The following is a 25,576-nucleotide window of genomic DNA, read 5'->3' on the forward strand; positions in this document are numbered from 1 at the left end:
TGAGCATACATAGGGCGGGGGTGTCGATGCAAACAGCCGGTAAGAATGCGGCGAGGAAAGACGGGAAACTTCATGGCGAGCGGACAGAAAATTCCGGCAAGGATGACGGCGATCGCGATTTCGGAGCCGGGCGGCCCACGGGTGCTGAAACCGGAAATGCGCGACGTGCCGCAGCCCGGTCCCGGCGAGATCCTGATCAAGGTGCATGCCGCCGGCGTCAACCGGCCCGACGTGCAGCAGCGCAAGGGCGCCTATCCGCCACCGCCCGGCGCATCGGACCTGCCGGGCCTCGAGGCGTCGGGTGAAGTCGCCGCCCTTGGCGACGAGATATCGCGCTGGCGCATCGGCGACCGGGTCTGCGCGCTGACGCCGGGCGGCGGCTATGCCGAATATGTCAAGGTCCATGCCGGCAGTGTGCTGCCGCTGCCGGCCGGCTTCACCCACACCGAAGCGGCGGCGGTGCCGGAGAATTACTTCACCGTCTGGCACAATGTGTTCGAACGCGGTGGCCTGAAAAAGGGCGAGACACTGCTTGTGCATGGCGGCTCGTCCGGCATCGGCACCACGGCGATCCAGCTTGCCTCGGCCTTCGGCGCCTATGTCGTCACCACCGCCGGCAGCAAGGAGAAGTGCGACGCCTGCCTGAAGCTCGGTGCCGACCGGGCGATCAATTATCGCGAGGAGGATTTCGTCACGGCGGTCAAGGAGGCGACGGATGGCAAGGGCGCCAATGTCATCCTCGACATGGTCGGCGGCGATTATGTCCAGCGAAACTACGAGGCCGCGGCGGTCGAGGGCCGCATCGTCCAGATCGCCGTGCAGGCCGGTGCTGTCGCCAGCGCCGATTTTTCGAAAATCATGGTCAAGCGGCTGACCCATACGGGTTCGACGCTGAGGCCGCGTACCGTCGAATTCAAGGCGGCGATCGCGGCGGCGCTCGAAGCGCAGGTGTGGCCCCTGCTTGGCACACGCAAGGTTGCTCCCGTCATGGACATGATCTTCCCCCTTGGCGAAGCCTGGCGCGCGCACGAGCGGATGGAAGAGGGCGAGCACATCGGCAAGATCGTGCTCGACGTCGGCTAGCAGGCTGTTGAATAAGGTGTATCGACATTCGGTGATGCCTGCCTGACCGGTATCTCTGCGTCCTGGGCCTGCGCGTCCGCCTGCCTACAAGATGAACAAGAGCTTAATGCTGCAATGCAGCATTTGCATCATTGCTATGCAAAATCAGCCATTCAAGTCGCCCTCGATGATGACTATTTGAGCATCATCGAAACGAACACCCCATTTGGAGGACTACCATGAACCCGATCCGCGCTTTCCGTAACTGGCGTATGTACAACGAGACCGTGCGTGAACTGAACCGCCTCAACGCACGTCAGCTCAGCGACCTCGGCATCAACCGTGGCGACATCGAACGGATCGCCCGTCAGGCGATTTGACTTCAAGCGCGACCCGGCCGCAGGGCCGGGCTCACGCCTGGAAGTAGAGCCGTCGAGACGTTACCCGTCTCCGGTTCCGAACCCGCTGGACACTGTCCGGCGGGTTTTGTCTTTTTGGGGCCGAGAAAGCGGCCGGCCAGCCATTTTGCGATTTCGGCGGCGGCGGGCTTGCCCCACTTTTCAGCATGCCACTTTGGCCGGCGGTTGCCGCGTGAGGCGTGGTGACGCCAACCCGCCAGCAGACCCGGCCGGTGGCGCTGCTCAAGGGCGCCGAGCCGTTCCGTTAGCCTCCGGTTCGCGGTTTCCGGCGAGTGTATCCAAAAACGTTGCGAAACGGGCAGGGAACGGTTATACAGGCCGCGAATTTCCCATTTTGGTGGCTCTAAACCACCGCCCGCGCGGGAACGCGGGCGAACGAGAAGGATTTTTAAAAATGGCCAATACGCTGCTGATGCCCAAGGCGACCGCCGTCTGGCTGGTCGACAACACCGCGCTCTCCTTCGAGCAGATCGCGCAGTTCTGTGGGCTGCATCCGCTCGAGGTCAAGGCGATCGCCGATGGCGAATCGGCGCAAGGCATCAAGGGCATGGACCCGATCATGACCGGCCAGCTGACCCGCGACGAGATCGCGCGCGCCGAGAAGGATGCCAACCATCGGCTGAAGCTTTCGGACCCCAAGGTTCGCGTGCCCGAATCCAAGCGCAAAGGCCCGCGCTATACGCCGCTGTCGAAGCGCCAGGACCGGCCGAATGCCATCCTGTGGCTGGTGCGCAACCATCCCGAACTCAAGGACGCGCAGATTTCGCGCCTCGTCGGCACCACCAAGTCGACGATCGAGCAGATCCGCGAACGCAAGCACTGGAATTCGGCCAACCTGCAGCCGATGGACCCGGTGACGCTGGGCCTTGCCTCGCAGATCGACCTCGACATGGAGGTCAACCGCGCTTCGCGTGGCCGCGAACAGGCGCAGCCGGTCGGCGACACGCTGTTGCCGGCGGCCCTGACCGAGCGGCTGGTGCCGGCTCCGGAGAAGCCGAAGGACGAGGACGCCGAACTCGATGCCAACGCCGTGTTCGCCAAGCTCTCGGCACTGAAGTCGAAGGATGAGGATTTCGGCGACGAGGAATGAGCGCCCGCAACATGACGACAAAAAGGCCCGCTCGAGCGGGCTTTTTTGTCAGTTTCGCGCGGCGCGGTCCGGCGCCATGCCGTAGTCCTCGCTGCGTTCCACCGCGCGGTAGAAGTCGGCGAGCTGCTTGCCGCGCTCCGGCTTGAAGATGCGGCCGGCGATGACCACCGAGGCGATGCGGTCGATGCGGAAGGCGCGGAAGTCGTCGCGCATCTCGCACCAGGCGACCAGCGTCCACACCTTGCCCCAGAACCACAGGCCGAGCGGCCGGATATCGCGCGCGGTGCCGCGCCCTGCCTCGTCCGAATAGTCGATGGTCAGCACCTGGCGCTTTTCCACCGCGCGCTCGATCAGGTCGATCGCCTCGCGGGCGGCATCGCTGACCACCCACATTGGCGTGTGGATCTCGGTGCGGGCAATGCGGTCCTTCTCGGCATCGGGAAGCACGGCGCCGATCTTGACCAGCGCCTCGTCGGCGGCACGCGCCATGGCGGCGCCGCCGAAGGCGCGCACCATGCGCGCGCCGGCAACCAGCGCCACGATCTCGTCACGCGTGAACATCAGCGGCGGAAGGTCGAAACCCTCCCTCATCATGTAGCCAACGCCAGCCTCGCCGTCGATCGGCACCCCGGTCGACTGCAGGTCGGCTATGTCGCGATAGATCGTTCGCTCGGAAACCTCGAGCCACGTGCCGAGCTTCTGGGCGGTGACCAGACGGCCACCACGCAGATGCTGCACGATCTGAAAGAGCCTGTCGGCGCGGCGCATCGTTTGCTTCCCCAGTGTTTTTCCCGGAGCAGTTCACCGTTTCATGGAAACGGCGACGTGCTCCAACTCTTTGTCTTGATGCAATTCCGGACGGAAAACCGTTCCACACCGGAATTGCTCCCTGCATGCAGTGGCTCCCGGACAGGATCCACTTCCAAATGACATGCATTAAGGTTTCAGCCCTTCGCGCTTGCGCTGCGCGGCAACGAACTCCGCGCCAAAGGACAGTTTTTTCGTTGTCGGCGTCTTCGCATCGAGCACGCGCCAGAACGGGGCGATGTCGCTCAGCGTCATGCCGCGTTCGAGGTCCTCCCTGGCGGCTTCGGCAACGGTGCGCAGATGATAGCCTATGGTGACCGGGCATGTCACTTCGGCGCCATGTTCGACGGCAAGCGCGGTGCGCAACGCGCGCACGTCCATCTCGACCCCTTGGGGAATGGAACGGATGAAATCGTCGACCTGCCGCGCCGTCGGCACCAGCATCGGCTGGCCTTCGACGACGTCTCCCATCGTGCGCGGCGTTGGTTTCACGCCGTTGACGCCCGGCGTGTTCAGCCTGTCGTTCCAGCTTTTCATCGATCGTCCTCTCGGCCGGCCATGCGCATTATCCCACCATCGCACGCAGCTCCTGACAGCATACTGTCAGGAGGCTTCAGCATACTCCCTGGCGAACAGCCCCCGCATCTGCGCGAGATCGCCGCCCTTTTCGGGGTAGAGCGTCTGCAAAAAGGCAAGGGCGAAGGTGCCGGGCGCCGAACCCGGCGCGGAAACGATCCTGCCGTCGGCCACGGCATGCAGGACGTCCTGGTAGTTGATGTCGCCGGCATAACCGGCTTCGTGGCGGTTGATCCAGTCGCGGCCATTGCTGGTATGCCTGGCCTTCGCGAACAGGCCGGCCCGGGCCAGCGCAAGCGTCCCGGCGCAGATGCCGCCAACGACGCCGTCGCGGGACGCGACGGCCGTAAGCAGTCCTGCGACATCCGGCTGTGCCTTGCCCGCCCATTGATCGGAACCGATTACGGCGACGGCATCGAGATCTGCATTCTCATCGACACTCGCGGAGCGGTCGGGCGTTAGCCGAAAACCGCTGATTCCGGTTACCGGCTTGCCTTCAGGCGTCAGCGAGACGGCGCGGGCGCCGAACCATTCCACCGCCGAGGCCGCCAGCAAGCCATATTCCCAGTCGGCGAAGCCTTCGATGAACAGAAAGCCGATTGTCTTCCGATCAGGCATAAGCTCGCTCCATCCCTTTAGCGCCGGACTTTGTTTTCATGCATGTCGCGATATATCTGGGCGTTGACGCGCCCATGTCCAACGCGCTGTCTCGAAAATCTTGTCTCAATTGCCGCGATGGCGACGATCGGCACACATGTCCGGCCAGCCGATATCCTTGCGGATGTCCGCCGGCAGCGAATTCATGAAGCGCTGGGTGCGGATTTCGTTGCGCATGGTCCGCACCTTGCCGACATAGTGCTGCACGCCGCGAAGAATGGTAAACCCGTTCATGACTATTCTCCTCTCTCTGACTGGAGGCAGTATCGCATACCCCTCCTGACAGCAGTCTGTCAGGAGGATGGCAGGCGCACGACAATAGCGCGGACGGGCGCGGGTCGCCGGGGTGTGGTTCTTGGGACCACGGCTTCCGACCAGCTTACCGACAGCGGATTGTTCACTGATTAGGGGAAAATCAATCTGCCGTTGTTCAATCAGCGGCGACGGACTGTCGGAGCGCGTGGCCTTCAGCGTCATGGCTGCCGTTCCGATATGGAAGGAGAAAATTCCCCCCAACAACAGGGAGACACCCATGAGCCTGCAACTGACAGGAATCCACCATCTCACCGCCATCACGGCCAACGCGCCCGGCAATCTTCACTTCTACACGAAGGTGCTGGGGTTGCGGCTGGTCAAGAAGACGGTGAACCAGGACGACACGTCGGCCTACCACCTTTTTTACGCTGACGGCGAGGCTACGCCGGGCACCGACCTCACCTTCTTCGACTGGCCGGTCGGGAGCGAGCGGCGCGGGACGCACAGCATCGTGCGGACCGGCCTCAGGGTCGGCAGCCGGGAAAGTCTTGCCTGGTGGAAACAGCGCCTGACCGGCGAGATGATCGCGACAGGAGAAATCGCCGAGATTGGCGGCTATGCCAGCCTGGATTTCGAAGACCCCGAGGGCCAGCGCCTGCGGCTGGTCAGCGATGGCGGCAAGGGCGACAGTCATTCCTGGGCGCAAAGTCCGGTGCCGGCCGAGCACCAGATCCGCGGGCTCGGACCGATCGTCATCAGTGTCCCCGACATCACCAACACCGAGGCGGTGGTGAGGGGGGTCATGAACATGCGCAAGGCGCGGGAGTATGCGTCGCCGAAAGGCCAGGTTCACGTCTTTCAAATGGGCGAGGGTGGGCCGGCGGCGGAGCTGCATGTCCTGGTGCAGCCAGGTGTCGCGCCGGCAAGGCAAGGCGCCGGTGCGGTCCATCACGTTGCGTTCAGGGCGCCGGACCAGGAGACGCTGCATCAGTGGACGGCGCGCCTGGCCGAATTCCGCCTGCCGTCGAGCGGCGAGGTCGAGCGCTATTACTTCCGCTCGCTCTATTTCCGCGAGCCGAACGGCATCCTGTTCGAGATCGCCACCGACGGGCCGGGTTTCACCGCCGACGAGCCGCTGGAGACGCTGGGCGAAAGCCTGGCCCTGCCGCCATTCCTCGAAGCAATGCGCGCTTCGATCGAGGCTGGGCTGAAGCCGCTGAAATAGGCCGCTGCGTGCTCAAGGCCGGCGCCTCGTCCCGGTTCGGGATCGCGGCGCCGGTTCTTTCCCGGAGACCGGACGATCCGCTTTGACAGCCAGCCACGTTGCTGGTCAAAGGCGGCATGACGAAATTCCTCGCCCTTGTCATTATCGGCTTCATGGTCATCCAGCTGATCAAGCCGCTCGGCTGGCCCGGGCTCAAGCGACGGGCTGATTTCTGGAAGCTGGCGCTGCTCGCCATGGCCGCGATCTCGCTGGCCGCCGTGCTCGGGCATTTGACATAGGGCGGCCAAGACAGAGCCTACCCGGTTGGCGTTCAGCCGGCGATCACAGGGCCGACAAGATGCTCGGCCCAAGCCCGGTAGCCGGCCTCCGAGGCGTGGAAGCCGTCAGAGGCAAAGCCGGCCTCGGGATCGGTGATCGGCAGGCGAGGTGCGGGCACCGCGCCGCGCTCTAGGCACAGGCGCTCGCCCATTCGGTTCATCGCGGTGGCGCGGACTTCCAGGATCTTGCCGAGCAGCGACGGCATCGCCGGTGCCCGCGTGAACTCCAGCACCGGCGACCACACCACGCGCGCCTCCGGCCATTTGGCGCGCAGGCCGTAGAGCAGGCCGCCGAACTCCTTCTTGAAGCGCGGCACCGAGTGGAAATTCTTGGTGTCGTTGGTGCCGATGGCCAGCACGATGTGCGTCCACGGATCGGCCGACAGATTGGGCAGGACATGATCGCGGACCTGGCCCGATGTCGCCGAATTGAAGCCGGCGGCGCGCCAGCGGACCGTGCGGCCGGTGCGCCGCGAAATCATCACGGCGAGTTGCGCGGCAAGCCCGTCCTCGGAATTGCCGATGCCGACCGAGGCGGCCGAGGAGTCGCCCAGCACCAGCAGCGAGATCGCAGGTGCTTCGCCTGATATTTCATGCATGACCGGTCCCTGCGCCGGCAGCATGCGGGTGGTGCGACGGCGCACGCCCAAGCCCTGCCAGACGTAGACGGGGTAGGCGAGCCAGGTGAGAAGGGCCGGGAAGCGCATGGCGATACCGTGAAATGATCAGGCAGGCTTAGCGCATGTTCGGGCCGAGGTGAACGCCTTCAGTCGCAGCAGTTGGACTTGCCGGCCTGGTTGTCCTGATATTCGTCATGCAACCGCACCCAGTCCATCAGGCCGTGATAGGGACCGTTCTCGTTGCGGCCCTTCGGCGTCATGTCGAGATAGTGATAGGTGCCGATCTGCGCCTCGCCGCCGCGGGCCCGCGACATGAAAGTGAGGAAGATGTCGCCGGTCTCGTCCTTGTAGAAAACACTGGTGCCGGGAAGTTCCTTCGAGGTGCGGGGGCGGGTCTCGAAATTGTAGGTGGTTTCGCCGGCGGCGATCTGCCTGTCGGTGAAGGAGACCTGCATGTCGAAGTTGAAATCCGACGCATAGGACGACACCCAGTCGAACTTCCAGCCCATGCGCTGCTTGTAGGGCAGAAGCTCGGCCAGCGGCGCGCGCGAGACCACGACCAGCGACACGTCGTGGTGCTTGAGGTGCTGATTGGCGCCGTCGATGTGGTCGGCAAGGAAGGAGCAGCCCTCGCAATGATGCGAGCAGCCCGGACCGAACATGAAATGGTAGACGATCAGCTGGCTGTTGGCGCCAAACAGGTCGGCCAGTTTCTTCGGTCCTTGCCCGGTCTCGAAGACATAGTCCTTCCTGATCTTCAGCCACGGCAGTCCGCGCCGCTCGGCCGCGACGCGCTCACGAAGCCGCGTCAGTTCCTTCTCGCGAGCCAGATGCGCCTTGTGCGCCTGGAACCAGTCTTCGCGTGAAACAACCTTGTTGCGATGCATGTATCTCTCCCTGTCTGCATCCCAAGGACGTTCGGGACGAGCGAAAACCGACATCGCCGCCAAGGAGATAAGGATGGAGACGCGCCGTCCCAAGCCCGGCATGCCACGAACAAAAACCCGGGCGCGGCGGCCCGGGTTTGAAGGAAGACGAAAAAGATGTGGTCAGGCGGCCTGTTCGAGGCTCGCTTTCCATTTACCCAGCGCCGCAAGGTGGTTCATGTGGGCGCGGTGGGTAAAGGCGGCCTGGCCGGCGGCGACGTTCGAAGCCTTGCCGCTCCAGGCCTTCTGCGGGGCGGCCTGCAGCGCGCGGCCGTAGGAGAAGGTCAGCTTCCACGGGTGCGGACCGATGGCGTTGATCGCGCTGAGGTTTGCGGTCGCCTCCTCGTCCTCCTGGCCCCCGGAAAGGAAGGCGATGCCCGGCACCGCCGCGGGCACCGTCTGGCGGAACAGTTTTATGGTCTTCTCGGCGACTTCCTCAGGGCTGTCCACCGTGCCTGACTTCTTGCCCGACAGGACCATGTTGGGCTTCAGGATCGTGCCTTCGAGCACGACGCGGGCTGCGTGGAGTTCGTCATAGAGCTTGATCAGCGTCGCCTTCGATATCTCGTAGCAAGTGTCGATGTCGTGGGCGCCGTCCATCAGCACTTCCGGCTCGACGATCGGCACGATGCCGGCTTCCTGGCAAAGCGCTGCGTAGCGGGCGAGGGCGTGGGTGTTCGCAGCGATCGAGCTGGCCGAGGGCACGCCCTTGCCGGTATCGATGTCGATCACCGCGCGCCATTTGGCGAAGCGGGCGCCGAGCTGGTAATAGTCGGCAAGCCGCTCGCGCAGGCCATCGAGGCCTTCGGTGACGGTGTCGCCGGGAAAGCCGGCCAGCGGCTTGGCGCCGGCATCGACCTTGATGCCGGGAATGGCGCCTGAAGCCTTGATGATGTCGACCAGCGGCGTGCCGTCGGCGGCCTTCTGGCGGATGGTCTCATCGTAGAGGATCACGCCGGAAATATACTTCGTCATCGCGTCCTTGGCGCGGAACATCATCTCGCGGTAGTCGCGGCGGCTATCGGCGGTCGATTCGACGCCGATGACGTCGAAGCGCTTCTTGATCGTGCCCGAGCTTTCATCGGCGGCCAGCAGGCCCTTGCCGCCCGCCACCATCGCGGCGGCAATGTCTTCGAGACGTTCGCTCATACTTGCTTCCTCCTGAAGGGGTTCTTCCGCGCATAACGGAAGTCTACCGCCAAAGGAATGGCATCGGAAAGCTCGAATCGATTGAAAGTCCCGGGCCGCCTCTCCGGCTCTCGCCGAGTTGATCGGATTGCCCGTTTTTCCTGGAATGCCTACCGCTTCAGCACGTCGACGCCGGGCAGCGGCTTGCCTTCCATCCATTCCAGGAACGCGCCGCCGGCGGTCGAGACATAGGTGAAGTCGTCGGCGACACCGGCGTGGTTGAGCGCTGCCACCGTATCGCCGCCCCCGGCAACGGAGACCAGCTTGCCGGCCTTGGTGCGCGCCGCGGCATGCTTGGCCGCGGCCACCGTGGCGTGATCGAAGGGTGCGATCTCGAAGGCGCCGAGCGGGCCGTTCCAGACCAGCGTCGCGGCGCGGTCGATCCATTCGCCGACGGCCGTCACGGTCTTTTCGCCGACATCGAGGATCATGCCGTCGGCCGGCACCTCCGAGATGGCGACGGTTTCGCAGGCAGCGCCCGCCTTGAATTCCTTGGCGACGACGCCGTCGACCGGCAGGATGATGGCGCAGCCGGCCTCGGCCGCCTCGATCATGATCTGCTTGGCGGTCGCGGCCAAATCGTGCTCGCACAACGACTTGCCGACATTGGTGCCGCGCGCGGCGAGGAAGGTGTTGGCCATGCCGCCACCGATGACCAGCGCGTCGACCTTCTTCACCAGGTTCATCAACAGGTCGATCTTGGTCGAGACCTTGGCGCCGCCGACGATGGCGACGACCGGACGGACCGGGTTGCCCAGGCCCTTCTCCAATGCTTCGAGTTCGGCCTGCATGGTGCGGCCGGCGAAGGCTGGCAAGAGGTGTGCCAGCCCTTCCGTCGAGGAGTGGGCGCGATGCGCGGCCGAAAAGGCGTCGTTGACGAAGATGTCACCATTGGCGGCGAGCCGTTCGGTGAAGGCCGGATCGTTCTTCTCCTCGGCCTTGTAGAAGCGGGTGTTTTCGAGCAGCAGCACGTCGCCCTTGTTCATTGCAGCGACCGCGCTTCCCGCCGTGTCGCCGACGCAGTCCGAGGCAAAGCCGACGGGACGGCCGAGCACCTGCGCCGTCGCTTTCGCGATCGGCTCCAGCGAGAATTCGGGAGAGGGGCCATCCTTGGGGCGGCCGAAATGGGCGAGCAGGATGACCTTGGCGCCCTTGCCGGACAGCTCGGCGATGGTCGGCGCGATGCGCTCCATGCGGGTGGCGTCGGTGACCTTGCCGCCGGCGACGGGAACGTTGAGGTCGACGCGCACCAGCACGCGCTTGCCGCTGATGTTGCCGATGTCGTCCAGTGTCCTGAAGGCAGCCATGCCGATCCCTTTCCTCGAAAAATCGCCGGGACCATACCCCGCATCGGCTACGATGCAAGACTTGGGCTGGCTTCGGGACGAAATTTTGAGGCGGGCGGGCACACAGTCCGTGAAGACAGCGCCGACGTGGATGAGGGAGGCGCAAACGAGCGCCGCGGTCAGCTTCCTGTCGCTGCCTTTTCGACCGGCGGCTCAGGGGCGTCATCTGTCTTTGCCGCCACCTGCGGTACCACCGGTCTGCGCCAATCGCGGATGAAGGCAGCGAGGCGGTCGACGATCTCGCCGGCACTGAGGAAGACCGGCACCCGCGCCACCGGCGCGGTGGGCTCGAAGGAGAGACCCAGCCCGGTGATCCTGCCCTTGTCATCGACATCCCTGACGATCAGCTCGATCGGACCGATCAGCACACGGTCGGCATATTCGGCATGGCCGCCGAGCCGCGCGGTGACCAGCGCGCCGACGGTCTGCTTCTGCTCCGCTTCGGTCAGGCCCGGCGCGTAGGCGGCTTCCAGTTCGGCGGCCGAGCGCGCCGGGTCGACGGCGAAGGCGCCGAAGAAATCGGCGTCCTCGGGATCGACGACCGCGCGGCTGGCGAACAGCTTGTCGAGCAGGCGCGGATAGCGGTCGGGTACGAAGATGTAGACCTGGTCGCCGGCGGCGAGCCGGCCCATGTCCTGGAAGCGCATCGAGCGGCCGTCGCGCAGCACCAGCGAGGGCCGCGCCCAGCGCGGAATGCGCTCGCCGCGTGCCACCGGGCTGCCTTGTGCTACGCGATAGGCGAGCAGCTCGTGGTGGGCGGACCCCGGCAATTCCAGCTCGACCTTGTCCAGCGGGCCGAGGCGCGCCGGCACAATGAGGCCAAGGCGACGCGCCAGCGGGCCGACCGTCCAGCCCTGGATGACCAGCGACACAAGCACGATGATGAAGGCGGCGTTGAAGATGGTGCGGCCATTCTCCAGTCCGCCGAGCAGCGGGGTGATGGCCAGCAGGATCGAAACCGCGCCGCGCAGGCCGACCCAGGAGACAAAGGCGACCTCAGGGCGAGGCAAGCGGAACGGGATCAGGCAGAGCCAGACCGCGATCGGCCTGGCGATGAACATCAGGAACAGGCCAAGCGCTATCGCCGGCAGCATGATCGCGGGGAATTGCGAGGGCGTCGCGAACAGGCCGAGGATCAGGAACATGATGATCTGTGCCAGCCACGACATGCCATCCTGGAAGCGCTTGAGGATGGTGACGGCGCGGATGTCGGAATTGCCGGCGATGAGACCGGCAAGATAGACCGCCAGGAAGCCCGAGCCGCCAATGGCGCCGGCGGCGGCGAAAACCATCAGCGATAGCGTCAGCACGAAGATCGGCAGCAGGCCATGGTCGAGATTGAGCCGGTCGACGAGGCGCACGATGCCGAGGCCGCCGAGCACACCGACAACGGCGCCGAGGCCCATGTTGACGAGGAAACCCAGCACCAGGTTGGTGATCAGGACGTTGGTTTCAGGATTGGCATGGGCGGCGATGACCTCGACCAGCGTGATGGTGAGGAAGATGGCGATCGGGTCGTTGGTGCCGGATTCCACCTCGAGCGTGGAGCGCACGCGCTCGCGCAAATTGATCTCGCCGGCGCGCAGCAGGAAGAACACCGCAGCCGCGTCGGTGGACGCGACGGCAGCTCCCAACAGGAAGGATTCCAGCCAGCTGAGGTCGAGCAGATAGTAGGCGGCGGCCCCGAACAGGCCAGTGGTGAGCAGCACGCCGAAGGTCGCCAGCGACAGCGCCGGCCCCGCCGCCTGCCGCAAGGCATTGAGCGGCGTGCCGAAACCGGAATCGAACAGGATGACGGCAAGCGCCAGTGAGCCGGCAAAATAGGCGACGCGGGCATTGTCGAATTCGATGCCGAGGCCGTCGGTTCCGGTGGCGAGCCCGATGCAGAGAAACAGAAGCAGGAGGGGGGCGCCGAAGCGGAAGGCGATCAGGCTCGAAAACGCGGCGGCGACGACAAGCGCTGTGCCGACCAGCGTGACGAGATAGATCGCATGCTCCATCCGTGATTTGCCCCTCGAATTCCTGACGCATGACCCCGAAATCGGGATCGATTTCGGAAAGGATCATGCGCCAAGTCAAAGTGTTACAGCGTCCTTTGCGCGTCCGAGGACGCGTGGCGCTGTAATGCTTTCCCGATTCAACGGAGAGTGGGGCGAAGGCATGGCCAGTGCAAGGCGGGAGGGTGGTTTTTTGGCCTATGCCGCTGATTTTCGGGCGGCTAGCCGTTGCGGCTCCGGCAAATGAAAAACGCCCGGGCGAAGCCGGGCGTTTCAGGGTCTTGCGAAGACGGACCTTCGATCAGGCGATGGTCTTGCCGAAGGCGACCGCGGTGTCGCCCATGCGGTTGGAGAAACCCCATTCATTGTCGTACCAGGACAGCACCGAAACGAAGTTGCCATCCATCACCTTGGTCTGGTCGAGCGCCATGATCGAGGAACGCGGATCGTGGTTGAAGTCGATCGAGACATTCGGGTGATGGGTGACGCCGAGAATGCCCTTGAGCTTGCCGTTGGAGGCGGCGATCACCGCTTCGTTGATTTCCTGCACCGTGGTTGCGCGCTTGGCGATGAACTTGAAGTCGACGACCGAGACGTTCGGGGTCGGCACGCGGATCGAGATGCCGTCGAGCTTGCCCTTGAGGTCGGGCAGCACGAGGCCGATCGCCTTGGCGGCACCGGTCGAGGTCGGGATCTGCGAGAGCGCGGCGGCGCGGGCGCGGTAGAGGTCCTTGTGCATGGTGTCCAGCGTCGGCTGGTCGCCAGTGTAGGAATGGATCGTCGTCATCATGCCCTTTTCGATGCCGACCGTCTCGTGCAGCACGGCGGCCAGCGGCGCCAGGCAGTTGGTGGTGCAGGACGCGTTCGAGATGACGATGTGGTCCTTGGTCAGCTTGTCGTGGTTGATGCCGTAGACGACGGTGAGGTCAGCGCCGTCGGCGGGTGCGGACACCAGCACGCGCTTGGCGCCGGCGGTTAGGTGCGCGGCGGCCTTGTCACGGGCGGTGAAGATGCCGGTACATTCGAGGGCGATGTCGACACCGAGTTCCTTCCAGGGCAGCTGCGTCGGATCCTTGATCGCGGTGACCTTGAATTTTTCCTTGCCGACGGTGATCTGGTCGCCATCGACGCTCACCTCGTGCGGGAAGCGGCCGTGCACGCTGTCGTAGCGCAGCAGGTGCGCGTTGGTTTCGACCGGGCCGAGATCGTTGACGGCGACGACGTCGATGTCCTTGCGGCCGGACTCATGGATGGCGCGCAGGATGTTGCGGCCGATGCGGCCGAATCCGTTGATGGCAACTCTGACGGTCATGTTTCTCTCCCTGGGAGTTGGAAGGTAATTTGGTCCGCAGCTTCATAGCGGCGGACGGCCGAAGAATCCAGCCATTCGAGGCATGGATTTAAATCGATTAGGTTAGGCCAGCCCACGAAAGGGCGAACGCAGTTTCGTGGGCCTGGGCACTTCAATCGGTTATTTGCCGTGCAGGCGGGCTTCCGCCGCCTTGGCAGCCGCCTCGGCGGTGATGCCGAAATGCGGATAGAGCTGCTCGATGGTGCCCGAGGCGCCGAAGCCGGTCATGCCGATGAAGATGCCGTCGGAGCCGATGAGATGATCCCAGCCCTGGCGGATGCCGGCTTCGATCGCCATCTTGATCGGCGCGTTGCCGATCGTCTTCTTCCGATAGTCATCGCTCTGCTTGTCGAACAGTTCGAAGCAAGGCACCGACACGACGCGGGTCGGGTGGCCGTGCTTCTCCAGCAAGTCGCGGGCGCCAAGCGCGATCTCGACTTCGGAACCTGTGGCGAAGATCGTCACCGCCGCCTCGCCGCTGGCCGCGGCCAGTTCGTAGGCGCCCTGGCTGCTCAGGTTCTTGTCCGAGTGCTCGGTGCGCACCGTCGGCAGGTTCTGGCGGGTCAGCGCCAGGGTCGACGGGGTCTTCTCCGATTCAAGGGCGATCTGCCAGCATTCGGCGGTTTCCACCGCGTCGGCCGGACGGAAGACATTGTGGTTCGGGATGGCGCGCAGCGCCGCCATATGCTCGACCGGCTGGTGGGTCGGGCCGTCTTCGCCCAGGCCGATGGAATCATGGGTCATGACGAAGATCGAGCGGATGCCCATCAGCGAGGCAAGCCGCATCGAGGGGCGGGCATAGTCGGAGAAACACAGGAAGGTACCGCCATAGGCGATGAGGCCGCCATGCAGCGTCAGGCCGTTGATCGCGGCGGCCATGCCGTGCTCGCGAATGCCGTAGTGGACATAGCGCTGGCCGTAATCGTCCGGCGTGATGTTCTTGGTCTGGCTGGTCTTGGTGTTGTTGGAGCCGGTGAGGTCGGCGGAGCCACCGATGGTTTCGGGCACGGCGCCATTGATGATTTCGAGCGCCATTTCCGAAGACTTGCGGGTGGCGACCTTCGGCTTGTCGGCCGAGAGCTTCTTCTTGTAGTCGGCAATGACGGCGTCGAAATTGGACGGCAGCTTGCCGCTGGTGCGACGCTCGAACTCCGCCTTCAGCTTGGCGTCGGCCTTGGCGAGGCGACCTTCCCAATCGGTGCGTGCCTTGACGCCAGCCTTGCCGGCGGTGCGCCAGGCCTCGAGGATGTCGGCCGGGATTTCGAAGGGGGGCGAGTCCCAGTTGAAGAACTTGCGCGCGCCGGCGATCTCGTCGGCGCCAAGCGGCGAGCCGTGCGCCTTGTTGGTGCCGGCTTTGGTCGGTGCGCCGAATCCGATCGTCGTCTTGCAGGCGATCATCGTCGGCTTGTCGGAATGGCGGGCGGCTTCGATGGCATAGGCGATGGCTTCAGGATCCGTGCCGTCGATGTGGCTGGCGTTCCAGCCGGAGGCCTGGAAGCGGGCGACCTGGTCGGTGTTGTCGGCGAGCGAGACCGGGCCGTCGATCGAGATGTTGTTGTTGTCCCAGAAGACGATCAGCTTGTTGAGCTTGAGGTGGCCGGCCAGCGCGATGGCTTCCTGGGAAACGCCTTCCATCAGGCAGCCGTCGCCGGCCAGCACGTAGGTGTAGTGGTCGACGAGGTCGTTGCCGAAGGCGGCATTCATGATGCGCTCGCCGAGCGCGAAGCCGACCGAATTGGCGAGGCCCTGGCCGAGCGGGCCGGTGGTCGTCTCGATACCGGTGGCATGGCCGTATTCGGGATGGCCAGCCGTCTTCGAGCCCAGCTGACGGAAGTGCTTGATCTGGTCGAGGGTCATGTCCTCGTAGCCGGTCAGGTGAAGCAGCGAATAGAGCAGCATCGAACCATGGCCGGCCGACAGGATGAAACGGTCGCGGTCGGCCCAGTGCGGGGCCTTGGGGTCATATTTCAGGAAGCGCGTGAACAGCACCGTGGCGATATCGGCGCAACCCATGGGCAGGCCGGGATGGCCGGAATTCGCCTTTTCGACGGCGTCCATGGAGAGAAAACGGATCGCATTGGCCATCCGGTCATGTTGTTCACGCGACGTCATGGTTCCTCCAGAAATGGGGGTTTGGGGCTTGGGAGAGCCCTTGAAAAGGGTGCGCGACACATAGCAGGCGCGGGCTTTTAGTCAACAAATCGGGTGCATATTTGCCGGTCTTGTGATGCCGACGGCGGGCCTACATTAGCGTTAGCGGGGGACAGTCGCGAGAGCTTTGTTGACGTCGCCTTCACCCGGTGCCTAATGTTTCCGATATAACGCGTTCTGAACGCGAACGATTCGGTGATGGGCAGGGCACAGGACGAACGCCATGACCGGGGAAACCACGCTCAAGGAAGTGATCGCCAGGCTGGGCAAGGCCATGGAGGGGCTGGAAAACGCCGTCGCGGCCAAGCTCGAGCACGAACGCGACTATTCGGAAGCCGAGGCCGAGGTGCAGCGGATGAATGCCGACCGCTCGCGGCTGGCGCAGGAACTCGACAATTCCGAAGCACGCGCCGAACGGCTGGAAGACGCCAACAAGGAAGTCTCGCGACGGCTGGTAACCGCCATGGAAACCATCCGCGCCGTGTTGGACAGATAGGAGCTGGCCCGATGGCACAGGTCACGGTTTCAATCGACGGCAAGCAGTATCGCATGGCCTGCGACGAGGGCCAGGAAGAGCATCTGATCGACCTTGCCGAACGCTTCGACCGTTATGTTTCACACCTGAAGGACTCGTTCGGCGAGATCGGCGACCAGCGGCTGACCGTGATGGCCGGGATCATGGTGATGGATGAGCTTTCCGAGCTGCAGAAACGCGTCAAGGGCATGGAAAGCGAAGTGCTGACCTTGCGCAAGACGCGCGACGAGGCGCTGACCAAGGCCGACAAGAGCGACAGCGTGCTGACCAATGCGCTCGGCGCGCTGGCGCAGCGCATGGAAGATCTCACGGCGACGCTGGCGGTCAACAAGGCCTGAGCAAGTCGCGGTTGAACGGCATCGCGCGCCGGATCTGTTGTTTCATGCAGACCTGTCTCCGGCAGAGACAGCTTCGACTTCGGGGGACATCCGAAAATCCTGCCGCAATTTCCATCGAGGACAGAATCTTTTTCGCCGCCAGCGCTGCAGCTGGCAGGTATAAGCATTTTGTCGGCGCTGCCGGGAGTGCTAAAAAGGTGTCGGGCCGCGGCAGCGGGTTTGCGGCATTGTCAAGGGTAGGGATAGATCATGAGCCTTCGTATCAACGATATCGCACCGGACTTCACCGCCGAGACCACCCAAGGGGTGATCAAATTCCATGACTGGATCGGCGACGGCTGGGCGATCCTGTTCAGCCACCCGAAGAACTTCACTCCGGTCTGCACGACCGAGCTCGGCACGATGGCGGGGCTCGAAGGCGAGTTCAAGAAGCGCAACGTCAAGATCATCGGCATTTCGGTCGATCCGGTTGCAAGCCACGACAAATGGCAGGCCGACATCAAGACGGCGACCGGCCATTCCGTGAACTATCCGCTGATCGGCGACAAGGATCTCAAAGTCGCCAAGCTCTACGATATGCTGCCAGGCGGCGCCGGCGAGACGTCGGAAGGCCGCACACCCGCCGACAACGCCACGGTGCGCTCGGTCTATGTCATCGGGCCGGACAAGAAGATCAAGCTGGTGCTGACCTATCCGATGACCACGGGCCGCAACTTCGATGAGATCCTGCGCGCGGTCGATTCCATGCAACTGACCGCCAAGCACCAAGTGGCGACGCCGGCGAACTGGAAACAGGGCGAGGACGTCATCATCACGGCCGCCGTTTCCAACGAGGATGCGATCAAGCGTTTCGGCGCCTACGAAACCATCCTGCCCTATCTCAGGAAGACCAAGCAGCCATCGGCCTGAACAGGCGCCGGAACGTTTTTCGTCTTTTTCACCCCTACGGGCCACGTCATGCTTGACTGGCCAGTGGGGGTGGACAAGCATGCCTCTGTCGGGGTTCGGCGGAGAAAATCATTCCTGCCGCGGCGTTGGGTTGGGAGCTGGGTTTGGACATTGCTTTGGCAAGACCGCAGGTCAGGGGCTTCTATGACAAGCCGACCGGGGCCATCCAGTATATCGTCGCCGATCCGGCCACGAAGCGCTGCGCCATCATCGACCCGATCCTCGACTTCGACGAGAAATCCGGCGCAACGGGTACGAAGTGCGCGGATGCCTTGCTCGATTTCATGAGGGAAAACGGGCTGGAGCTGGAGTGGATCCTCGACACTCACCCGCATGCCGACCATTTCTCCGCCGCGCATTACCTGAGGGAGAAGACCGGGGCGCCGACAGCGATCGGCGACAGGGTCGTCGATGTCCAGAACCTGTGGAAGGCAATCTACAACTGGCCGGATTTTCCTGCTGATGGCTCGCAGTGGAACAGGCTGTTCGGGGAGGGCGAAACCTTCCGGATCGGCACCCTTCCGGTCAAGGTGCTGTTCTCGCCCGGACATACGCTGGCGTCGATCACCTATGTGGTCGGCGACGCCGCCTTCATCCACGATACACTGTTCATGCCTGACAGCGGCACGGCGCGGGCGGATTTTCCCGGCGGCAGCGCCTTGCGGCTCTGGCATTCGATCCAGGCCATCCTGGCTTTGCCAGATGAAACGCGCGTCTTCGTCGGCCATGATTATCAGGCGGGCGGCCGCGAGCCTCTGTGGGAAAGCACGGTGGCCGCGCAGAAGGCCACGAACATCCATCTGGTCGCCGCGCACAGCGAGGCCGAGTTCGTCGCCTTGCGCGAGGCGCGTGACCGGTCCCTGCCGATGCCCAGGCTGATCCTGCACGCGCTGCAGGTCAACATGAACGGCGGACGGCTGCCGGAACCGGAGGCCAATGGCCGGCGATATCTGAAGTTTCCGCTGGATGGGCTTTGAGGGATATTTTTGTGCGTCACCGCCGGTGAAACTGCCGATCTCCCACATGACCTTTCAACCAATTGTAGCTGGCCGTCTAAACTGACGTCCGGCCGGAGATGGCTGAAATCGAAAAGTAGCGTTCCTTCACACCCCCCTCTGTCCTGCCGGACATCTCCCCCGCAAGGGGGGAGATTGGCCATGGTCCCGGTTTTCGCCAACCGCCAGCCGAATATGAAAAAGGCGGCGCCAGTTTCCTGACGCCGCCTTTTGACCTTGTTGCCGAACCCGGCTTTACGCTGCCGGCTGCGCCTCGATGGTGCGCAACGCCTGCATCTGGCGCTTGGCGGCGGCCTTGACCGCATCCTGCACCTTCTCGAAGGCGCGCACCTCGATCTGGCGCACGCGTTCGCGGCTGATGTCGAACTCGGCCGACAGCTCTTCCAGGGTCAGCGGCTCCTCGGCAAGGCGACGCGCCTCGAAGATGCGCCGCTCGCGATCGTTGAGCACGGCCAGAGCGCCGGACAGCATGCCGCGCCGGTTTTCCAGCTCGTCCTGCTCGATCAGCATCTCTTCCTGGCTTTCGTGGTCGTCGACCAGCCAGTCCTGCCATTCGCCGGACTCGCCTTCCGTCGCCCGGATCGGGGCGTTGAGCGAGGCGTCGCCGGACAGGCGGCGGTTCATCGACACCACTTCGGCTTCGGAAACGTTGAGCCGCGTGGCGATCTCGGCGATCTGGTCTGGCTTTAGGTCGCCGTCATCCAGCGCCTGGATCTTGCCCTTCACCTTGCGCAGGTTGAAGAACAGGCGCTTCTGGTTGGCGGTCGTGCCCATCTTGACCAGGCTCCACGAGCGCAGGATGTACTCCTGGATCGAGGCCTTGATCCACCACATGGCGTAGGTCGCGAGGCGGAAGCCACGCTCGGGTTCGAATTTCTTGACGGCCTGCATCAGGCCGACATTGCCTTCCGAGATCACTTCGCCGATCGGCAGGCCGTAGCCGCGATAGCCCATGGCGATCTTGGCGACGAGCCTCAAATGGCTGGTGACGAGCTTGTGCGCGGCGGACGTGTCTTCATGCTCGGCATAACGCTTGGCGAGCATGTACTCTTCCTGCGGCTGAAGCATGGGAAAGCGGCGGATTTCTTCCAGGTAGCGGCTGAGGCCGCCTTCGCCGGAAACGATACTGGGTAGTGACTGGGCCATGATAGCGCCCCCTCTCTATTGGAGTGATGCCCCCGAAACGCGGCGGGCATGTGACGCGAGCACCAAAAGGCTCGCCCGCGACATCGGATCATATACAGGAACAAAACCAGAAAAGACAGCATTTGTTCAACACGAAACGGTGTGTCACGCTGAAGTGAACAATGTCAGTCAGGTTTTTGGTGGCTGGCTCAACGCCTGTCGTCGGCAGGTTCAGAACTTGCGAAAGCCGCCGACGAGTTCCTCCATGTCCCTCGGTATCGGCGCCTCGAACCTCATCGTTAGATGGGTATCGGGATGACGAAATGCAAGGAGCCAGGCATGCAAAGCCTGCCGGGAAAATGCCTTGACCTGGCTTTTCAACGGTTCGGGCAGCCGGTTGGTCTTGGTGCGGAAGGCCTGGCCGTAGTCGGGGTCGCCGATCACCGGATGACCGATATGGGCCATGTGGACACGTATCTGGTGGGTGCGGCCGGTTTCCAGCCGGCATTCGACCAGGCTTGCGGTGGCGAACTCCTGCTGTTTCTCGCCAAAACGCTCCTTGACTGCAAAATGGGTGACGGCGTGGCGGGCGTCGTCGCGGCCTTCCGGCACCACGGCGCGGCGCACCCGGTCGGCGGCGCGGCCGAGCGGCGCGTCGACCGTTCCGGTCGGCCTTTGCGGTATGCCCCAGACCAAAGCCAGATAGGCGCGTTCGAGATCGCCGGTCAGGCCATGATCGGCGAAGGCTTCGGATAGGGCCTTGTGGGCGCGGTCGGTCTTGGCCACCACCATGACGCCGCTGGTCTCCTTGTCGAGGCGATGGACGATGCCCGGCCGGCGCACGCCACCAATGCCGGAAAGGCTCTCGCCGCAGTGATGGATCAGCGCATTGACCAACGTGCCGGTCCAGTTGCCTGCGCCGGGGTGCACGACAAGCCCGGCCGGCTTGTTGATGACGATCAGGGCGTCATCTTCATAGAGCACATCGAGCGCGATGTTCTCGCCCCGCGGCTCGGCCGGCTCGGGCTCCGGCATGGCGACCGAGACACTTTCGCCTGGAAGCATCTTGCGCTTGGTTTCATCAACCGGCTTGCCGTTGATGGAGACCGCGCCTTGCCGGATCAGCATCTGCACGCGGCTGCGCGACATGTCCGGGCCAAGGCTGGCAGCCAGCCATTGGTCGAGGCGCTGGCCCGCCGCATCCGCGCCCGCCACCAGCACGGTGGGTGCCTCCATCAATCCGTCCTCTATCAATTGAGGGGCCTCTTCGCTATGAGCGCTCATTGAAAAACCGTTCCGGAATGTTTGCCATGGCCAGCCCAACCGCCGAGGAAGATCAGGAAAAGCCGCTCGACCCCGAAGTCGAAAAGGTGCGCAGGAAACTCGTCCGTTTCGTCGGCATCAATCTCGGCCTGCTGTTTCTTGCCCTTATGGTGGTGATCGGCGCCCTTGTCTACAAAGCGCGCAACGCGCCAGCGACGAGCCCGCCGCTGGCCGGCGATATCCAGACCCCCGCCGGCGAGCTTGCCAGCGGCGACATCGTGCTGCCGGTCGGGGCCAAGGTGGTGAGCCAGTCGCTGTCCGGCAACCGCGTCTCCATCGATGCCGAGCTCACCGACGGCGGCCGCGCGATCTTCATCTATGATATCGCGGAGCGCCGCCTGATCGGCCGTTTTGCAATTCGCAACAGATGACGGGTTTCGCCCAACATCGTCGCGTCGCGACCGTTGCGCTGGTCGTCGCCAACTATGACGAGGCGATCGCCTGGTATGTCGGGCGGTTGGGTTTTGATCTCGTCGAGGATGTCGATCTCGGCGGCGGCAAGCGCTGGGTCACGGTGGCGCCGGCCAACGGCCAGGGCGCCAGGCTGCTTCTGGCCGAGGCTTCCGACGAGGCACAAAGCAAAAGCATCGGCAACCAGACCGGTGGCCGGGTTTTTCTCTTTCTCGAAACCGACGACTTTGCCCGCGATCACGCGGCGATGCTGGAGAAGGGCGTCGAATTCCGCGAGGCGCCGCGTTTCGAACCCTATGGCACGGTGGCGGTTTTCGCCGATCTGCACGGCAATCTCTGGGACCTGATCGAGCCCAAACGGTAACGCGTTAGCTGCTTTTTGTCCGATGCGGCAAAGCAGCCGAAACCCCAGTTGCTTTTTCCCAGCCGTCAGCCTATATCGCCGGTTCTTGAACGCGCCCATCGTCTAGCGGTCAGGACACCGCCCTCTCACGGCGGGAACAGGGGTTCGATTCCCCTTGGGCGTACCAAGGATTTTCTGCCAGATGCGATGCTTGCGCTATACGGCCTGTTGCAGCAAGTTGGCTGGATGAAACAATTGGCTTTGCCGCTCCTCATTTCCGCGTCCCTGATCGCCCAGTGCAGTCCGTCGTTCTCCAAGGACAGGAAGATCACCGGCACCATTCGAGGTTTCGAATGTGGCGATAATTGCTATCTGACCATTGTCGACCGCAGGAAGCAGGAGCAAGTCGGCCTGTGTTCCGCTCCCGAGTGCGGAAGCTGGAACGAGCAAACCGCGATGCCGTCCCGCTACAAGGGAAAACGCGTGACCGTTACAGTCGGACAAGGGCAGCAGATCGATGACAGCGGCAACGTGATGGGAGAGATGATGTCCTTCACGAAGATCAGATTTCTCGACTAGCCTTGGCGGTATTCGCGACCACCTCGCGCTCCAAGTGGAAGTGGAGGGCCAGCGCAATGCCGGCCCCTTTTGCTTTTAGACTGCTGTGCAGCGGTCCGTCCGGCGCAACAACGGCTCGGCCGTTCCTTCCCACAGTTTCGGATCACATTCTGACAAAGTACCCGTGTGGGTTGCGTTCACCGAAAGAAGCGGCAAAGTCCGCGAAAATCCGGCGGCCGCATGGCCGAATCCACCCAATTTAAGTCAGGCCGCGACGCTTGAAAGCGCAACGATCTCTGTTACTTGGCATGCGGGTAGCGTCCGCGGATGGCGGATTTTGGGTCGGGTAGAGTTGGGATGTCCTCAGTCAAGATTATTTGCTCGCGCTGCCATGGCGGCGGCAAGGTTTTCGATTGCTCGAGATGGTCTGCGTCAAAAGGGCATTGCTGCCCGCAGGGGACGCATCAGACAAGCTGCCCGGGGAAGACCATCGCATGCGCCGAATGTGGCGGCGTGGGGATGCTGGCCGTGGCCGAGCTCAGGGCCGTCGCGTAATCGCGGTTTCGGCCATGGTGCTACGAGCGCGGCTTTGGCTAGGGCTGATAACCGCAATCCTTAAAAACGTTTCCCTGGCTTTTACAACCAGGAACGGTTTCGCCGGCGTGCCAACATTAGGGTTCGCCGCTTCTGGCGCGGCGGAGCCGATTGCATTAGCATTACCTTCTGGGTCTTGAGGCACGGCTCGAGTGGCGCGCAGAACGCCGCGTGCCGGGCAGATCCGCACGGGCAGCTGATGCCTCGGGAGGGGCCAATGCAGAAACTGCAGTCGCAGGGTGTCCACCACATCACGCTGGTTGGCGCCGGCCGCCAGACCTCGATCGATTTCTGGGAGGGCGTGCTCGGCATGCCGTTCATCTTCGAGCAGCCCAACCTCGACAAGCCCAAGGAGAGCCATCTCTATTTCGATCCCGGCGACGGCCGGCTGATCACCATCTTCACCGACGAAAGCCGCACGCCGGAGAAGCGACGCACGCCGACCGATACGGGCTGTGTCCATCACATCGCCTTTTCCGTATCGCGTGTCACCTTCCTGCAGGCGGTCGCTCGGCTCGACGAGCGCGGCATCAAGCACAGCGGCGTCAAGGATCGCGGCTTCATGGATTCGATCTACTTCGAGGATCCGCTCGGGCTGCTGATCGAACTCGCCTCCTATCGCTTCGAGCCGCCGGCCGGCTTTACCCATGCCGACGTGCTGATGGAAGCGCACAGGCTGCGGGTCGCGCGCGGCGACTACAACATAGCCGAAGTGCATCTCGCCGATGCGATCCAGGCGCTCGTCGAGCGTTCGCGCGCAACCCTGTCGGATGACCGGGCGCCGAAGAACCCATACTGAACGGACACAGAGGGAGGAACAAATGGCCAAGACAGCGACAATAAAGGCGAAGAAACCCGCGGCCAAGGTGGCCGCAAAGACGACCCCAAAGGCGGCGGCCAAAGCAGCGGCGAAACCGACGGCAAAGGCCACCGCAAAACCCGCTGCGAAGGCCAAGGCCAAGCCGGCGAAGAAACCGGGGCTGAAGCTCAGCATGCTGAAGCCGAGCGTCAACAACATGACGGTGCGGGTTTTCGCGCGCGCGGCCGGGTTCGATGCCGCCGAGACCGACGCCTGGGGCCACACGCGCTCGCCCGAATATATGGCGCGCAATCCGGCGCACCTGACGCCGATGATCGAGGACAAGGGGCTGCCCAGAGGCGTGCTTTGGGAAAGCTGCGCCATCATGCAGTATCTCGCCAACAAGCACGGGCTGGAGAAATTCTATCCCACGGCCCCGGCCAAGCGGGCAATGGTCGACAGCGCCATGTTCTACCTGATCGGCACCCTCTACCCCTACGTGGCGCGCGCCACCTATCCTGCGCTGGGTTTCCCGCACTATGCCGGCGAGGTCGGCCACAGCGACGCCCATCCCGACAAGAAGTCCGAAGCGCAGAAGGCAGCCATGGCGGCAATCGCCGAGCCGTTGGAGGTCTTCCACAGCTTCTTCAGGGACGGCAAGCCGTTCATCGGCGGCAAGCATCCGTCGATCGCCGACATCCGGCTGGCGGCGACGCTCGAGTTCTTGGCCGTCATCGACTACGCGCTGCCCAGATGGACAAGGGAGTACATGGCGGCGATCGAGAAGAAGCTCGGCAAGGCCTACGCCGAGCCGGCCGGCGACGTGCGCGGCTATATCGCCCATGTGAAGTCGCAGGCCAAGAGTTAGGGATTCGTTAACCAAAGCCCTGTCTACTGCCCGGAATTCACCGCGCGACCACGGATGTACTGGCGCCGAGGTGGAAGGAAAGGTCGGCCCCGCGCCGGCCTTTTGCTTTTTGGGGTGGTGGTGCCGGGACATCGCGGCACGAAACTCAGCAACGCCGAAGCATCAACTTTTGCGTCGAGATATTGTCATTGCCAACGTCGGCTCTAACATCCCTTACAGCGGGGCCAGCCATGAATGCCGGCCGGCAGTAAAATGAGGGAATGCAATGAAGTGCGTCGCGGCAAGGCTGATGATCGCCGTTGGAACGCTGGCCGGGACCCTTCTCCCGTCACAGGCCGCGACGCTCAATACAATGGCTGATGTCGGCGCCGCGATCCAGGCATGCTGGACGCCCCCAGCGGATGCCGGGAATTCGACCGTAACCCTGAGCTTCAGCTTCAAGCGCGACGGCACGCTGATCGGTCCACCAAGGGCGACTGCCGTCAAGGTGGCCGGCGATGACAAGGCGCGGCAGGCTTTCATCGACGCGGCCACCGCGGCCGTCAAGAATTGCACGCCCCTGACTTTCTCGCCGACGCTGGCACAGGGCATTGGCGGCAAGGTGTTCACGTTGCAATTGGTTTCCCCGAAGCAGTTGCAATCGGTCTCCCCGAAGTAAGAGCTGCCTTCGCCGACCTTACAGCGAAAAGCTAGGTGACCATACTGACGCCAATGGGGCGTCTCGCGGAAAG

At 63.5% G+C, this 25,576-nt stretch carries 28 protein-coding genes and 1 tRNA gene; 16 read left to right on the plus strand and 13 right to left on the minus strand.

Translation table 11 applies throughout. The annotated features are described in order from the left end of the window. Window positions 1-72 precede the first annotated feature (72 nt). The 3 genes from AC0NIH_RS06730 (at window position 73) to AC0NIH_RS06740 (ending at window position 2,571) form a co-directional block, all read left to right on the plus strand. Complete coding sequence (locus AC0NIH_RS06730; protein WP_473462906.1) at window positions 73-1,083, plus strand: NAD(P)H-quinone oxidoreductase; 1,011 nt, start codon at window positions 73-75, stop codon at window positions 1,081-1,083. 218 nt (window positions 1,084-1,301) lie between these two features. Continuing rightward, window positions 1,302-1,442, plus strand: a complete 141-nt coding sequence (locus tag AC0NIH_RS06735) for a DUF1127 domain-containing protein (RefSeq protein ID WP_013892619.1) — start codon at window positions 1,302-1,304, stop codon at window positions 1,440-1,442. 433 nt (window positions 1,443-1,875) lie between these two features. Beyond that, complete coding sequence (locus AC0NIH_RS06740) at window positions 1,876-2,571, plus strand: DUF1013 domain-containing protein (RefSeq protein WP_473462908.1); 696 nt, start codon at window positions 1,876-1,878, stop codon at window positions 2,569-2,571. 48 nt (window positions 2,572-2,619) lie between these two features. Here AC0NIH_RS06740 and AC0NIH_RS06745 read toward each other — a convergent pair whose 3' ends face one another. The 4 genes from AC0NIH_RS06745 to AC0NIH_RS06760 form a co-directional block, all read right to left on the minus strand. Next, window positions 2,620-3,339: a helix-turn-helix transcriptional regulator gene (locus AC0NIH_RS06745; protein ID WP_013892621.1), complete on the minus strand. Its 720-nt coding sequence runs from the start codon at window positions 3,337-3,339 to the stop codon at window positions 2,620-2,622. Window positions 3,340-3,507: 168 nt separating this feature from the next. After that, a complete protein-coding gene (locus AC0NIH_RS06750) occupies window positions 3,508-3,915 on the minus strand; it encodes a hypothetical protein (protein WP_473462911.1) in 408 nt (135 codons plus the stop codon). Window positions 3,916-3,981: 66 nt separating this feature from the next. After that, window positions 3,982-4,572, minus strand: coding sequence for a DJ-1/PfpI family protein (locus tag AC0NIH_RS06755; protein ID WP_224686844.1), 591 nt, complete (start codon window positions 4,570-4,572; stop codon window positions 3,982-3,984). 105 nt (window positions 4,573-4,677) lie between these two features. After that, the gene (locus AC0NIH_RS06760; protein ID WP_473463147.1) at window positions 4,678-5,088 is read right to left on the minus strand and encodes a hypothetical protein; all 411 of its coding nucleotides are present in this window, start codon (window positions 5,086-5,088) and stop codon (window positions 4,678-4,680) included. A gap of 55 nt (window positions 5,089-5,143) precedes the next feature. Between AC0NIH_RS06760 and AC0NIH_RS06765 the strand changes: the two genes are divergently transcribed. Both AC0NIH_RS06765 and AC0NIH_RS06770 read left to right on the plus strand, forming a co-directional pair. Continuing rightward, window positions 5,144-6,091: a ring-cleaving dioxygenase gene (locus tag AC0NIH_RS06765; protein ID WP_473462913.1), complete on the plus strand. Its 948-nt coding sequence runs from the start codon at window positions 5,144-5,146 to the stop codon at window positions 6,089-6,091. Window positions 6,092-6,207: 116 nt separating this feature from the next. Beyond that, window positions 6,208-6,369 (plus strand): hypothetical protein, encoded by a 162-nt coding sequence (locus AC0NIH_RS06770; protein ID WP_023763718.1) that lies wholly within the window; start codon window positions 6,208-6,210, stop codon window positions 6,367-6,369. 32 nt (window positions 6,370-6,401) lie between these two features. On the opposite strand, the gene AC0NIH_RS06775 is transcribed toward AC0NIH_RS06770, so the two are convergent. From AC0NIH_RS06775 to tkt, 7 genes are all read right to left on the minus strand, one after another. Further along, the gene (locus AC0NIH_RS06775) at window positions 6,402-7,115 is read right to left on the minus strand and encodes an SGNH/GDSL hydrolase family protein (protein ID WP_023763719.1); all 714 of its coding nucleotides are present in this window, start codon (window positions 7,113-7,115) and stop codon (window positions 6,402-6,404) included. 59 nt (window positions 7,116-7,174) lie between these two features. Continuing rightward, the gene (locus tag AC0NIH_RS06780; RefSeq protein WP_473462917.1) at window positions 7,175-7,915 is read right to left on the minus strand and encodes a DUF899 domain-containing protein; all 741 of its coding nucleotides are present in this window, start codon (window positions 7,913-7,915) and stop codon (window positions 7,175-7,177) included. Window positions 7,916-8,077: 162 nt separating this feature from the next. After that, complete coding sequence (locus AC0NIH_RS06785; protein WP_224686839.1) at window positions 8,078-9,103, minus strand: class I fructose-bisphosphate aldolase; 1,026 nt, start codon at window positions 9,101-9,103, stop codon at window positions 8,078-8,080. A 149-nt stretch (window positions 9,104-9,252) separates the two neighbouring features. Next, complete coding sequence (locus AC0NIH_RS06790) at window positions 9,253-10,449, minus strand: phosphoglycerate kinase (protein WP_473462919.1); 1,197 nt, start codon at window positions 10,447-10,449, stop codon at window positions 9,253-9,255. Window positions 10,450-10,607: 158 nt separating this feature from the next. Next, a complete protein-coding gene (locus AC0NIH_RS06795; protein WP_473462922.1) occupies window positions 10,608-12,488 on the minus strand; it encodes a potassium/proton antiporter in 1,881 nt (626 codons plus the stop codon). A gap of 298 nt (window positions 12,489-12,786) precedes the next feature. Continuing rightward, window positions 12,787-13,797 carry a type I glyceraldehyde-3-phosphate dehydrogenase gene (gene gap / locus AC0NIH_RS06800; RefSeq protein ID WP_013892632.1) on the minus strand — a complete coding sequence of 337 codons (1,011 nt, stop codon included), beginning with the start codon at window positions 13,795-13,797 and terminating at the stop codon, window positions 12,787-12,789. 159 nt (window positions 13,798-13,956) lie between these two features. Beyond that, complete coding sequence (gene tkt, locus AC0NIH_RS06805; protein WP_023776928.1) at window positions 13,957-15,948, minus strand: transketolase; 1,992 nt, start codon at window positions 15,946-15,948, stop codon at window positions 13,957-13,959. A gap of 262 nt (window positions 15,949-16,210) precedes the next feature. On the opposite strand from tkt, the gene AC0NIH_RS06810 reads away from it, so the two are divergent. From AC0NIH_RS06810 to AC0NIH_RS06825, 4 genes are all read left to right on the plus strand, one after another. Further along, entirely contained in the window at window positions 16,211-16,483 is a 273-nt protein-coding gene (locus AC0NIH_RS06810) for a DUF4164 domain-containing protein (protein ID WP_023763725.1), read from the plus strand. A gap of 11 nt (window positions 16,484-16,494) precedes the next feature. After that, window positions 16,495-16,860 (plus strand): cell division protein ZapA, encoded by a 366-nt coding sequence (locus AC0NIH_RS06815; RefSeq protein ID WP_013892635.1) that lies wholly within the window; start codon window positions 16,495-16,497, stop codon window positions 16,858-16,860. A gap of 249 nt (window positions 16,861-17,109) precedes the next feature. After that, window positions 17,110-17,769: a peroxiredoxin gene (locus AC0NIH_RS06820; protein ID WP_013892636.1), complete on the plus strand. Its 660-nt coding sequence runs from the start codon at window positions 17,110-17,112 to the stop codon at window positions 17,767-17,769. A gap of 155 nt (window positions 17,770-17,924) precedes the next feature. Next, complete coding sequence (locus AC0NIH_RS06825; RefSeq protein ID WP_473462927.1) at window positions 17,925-18,785, plus strand: MBL fold metallo-hydrolase; 861 nt, start codon at window positions 17,925-17,927, stop codon at window positions 18,783-18,785. Window positions 18,786-19,058: 273 nt separating this feature from the next. On the opposite strand, the gene rpoH is transcribed toward AC0NIH_RS06825, so the two are convergent. After that, window positions 19,059-19,970, minus strand: a complete 912-nt coding sequence (gene rpoH / locus AC0NIH_RS06830; RefSeq protein WP_013892638.1) for an RNA polymerase sigma factor RpoH — start codon at window positions 19,968-19,970, stop codon at window positions 19,059-19,061. 210 nt (window positions 19,971-20,180) lie between these two features. Further along, complete coding sequence (locus tag AC0NIH_RS06835) at window positions 20,181-21,233, minus strand: RluA family pseudouridine synthase (RefSeq protein ID WP_473462930.1); 1,053 nt, start codon at window positions 21,231-21,233, stop codon at window positions 20,181-20,183. A 26-nt stretch (window positions 21,234-21,259) separates the two neighbouring features. Here AC0NIH_RS06835 and AC0NIH_RS06840 point away from each other — a divergent pair, with 26 nt between their 5' ends. The 7 genes from AC0NIH_RS06840 to AC0NIH_RS06870 all read left to right on the plus strand — a co-directional run bounded on the left by AC0NIH_RS06840 (window position 21,260) and on the right by AC0NIH_RS06870 (window position 25,503). Beyond that, on the plus strand, window positions 21,260-21,643 hold the full coding sequence (locus AC0NIH_RS06840; protein ID WP_473462932.1) for a fimbrial protein: 384 nt from the start codon (window positions 21,260-21,262) through the stop codon (window positions 21,641-21,643). Beyond that, on the plus strand, window positions 21,640-22,047 hold the full coding sequence (locus AC0NIH_RS06845; RefSeq protein ID WP_473462934.1) for a VOC family protein: 408 nt from the start codon (window positions 21,640-21,642) through the stop codon (window positions 22,045-22,047). The genes AC0NIH_RS06840 and AC0NIH_RS06845 overlap by 4 nt, the downstream gene beginning before the upstream one ends. A gap of 91 nt (window positions 22,048-22,138) precedes the next feature. Then, window positions 22,139-22,213: transfer RNA gene (locus tag AC0NIH_RS06850), tRNA-Glu, on the plus strand. Window positions 22,214-22,233: 20 nt separating this feature from the next. Continuing rightward, window positions 22,234-22,605: a hypothetical protein gene (locus AC0NIH_RS06855; RefSeq protein WP_473462937.1), complete on the plus strand. Its 372-nt coding sequence runs from the start codon at window positions 22,234-22,236 to the stop codon at window positions 22,603-22,605. A gap of 790 nt (window positions 22,606-23,395) precedes the next feature. Further along, window positions 23,396-23,977, plus strand: a complete 582-nt coding sequence (locus AC0NIH_RS06860; protein ID WP_023763732.1) for a VOC family protein — start codon at window positions 23,396-23,398, stop codon at window positions 23,975-23,977. Between the two features lie 22 nt (window positions 23,978-23,999). Then, entirely contained in the window at window positions 24,000-24,845 is an 846-nt protein-coding gene (locus AC0NIH_RS06865) for a glutathione S-transferase family protein (RefSeq protein WP_023763733.1), read from the plus strand. A 265-nt stretch (window positions 24,846-25,110) separates the two neighbouring features. After that, window positions 25,111-25,503 carry a hypothetical protein gene (locus tag AC0NIH_RS06870; RefSeq protein ID WP_352706457.1) on the plus strand — a complete coding sequence of 131 codons (393 nt, stop codon included), beginning with the start codon at window positions 25,111-25,113 and terminating at the stop codon, window positions 25,501-25,503. Window positions 25,504-25,576 lie beyond the last annotated feature (73 nt).

Source organism: Mesorhizobium sp. WSM1386 (genome assembly GCF_055901595.1).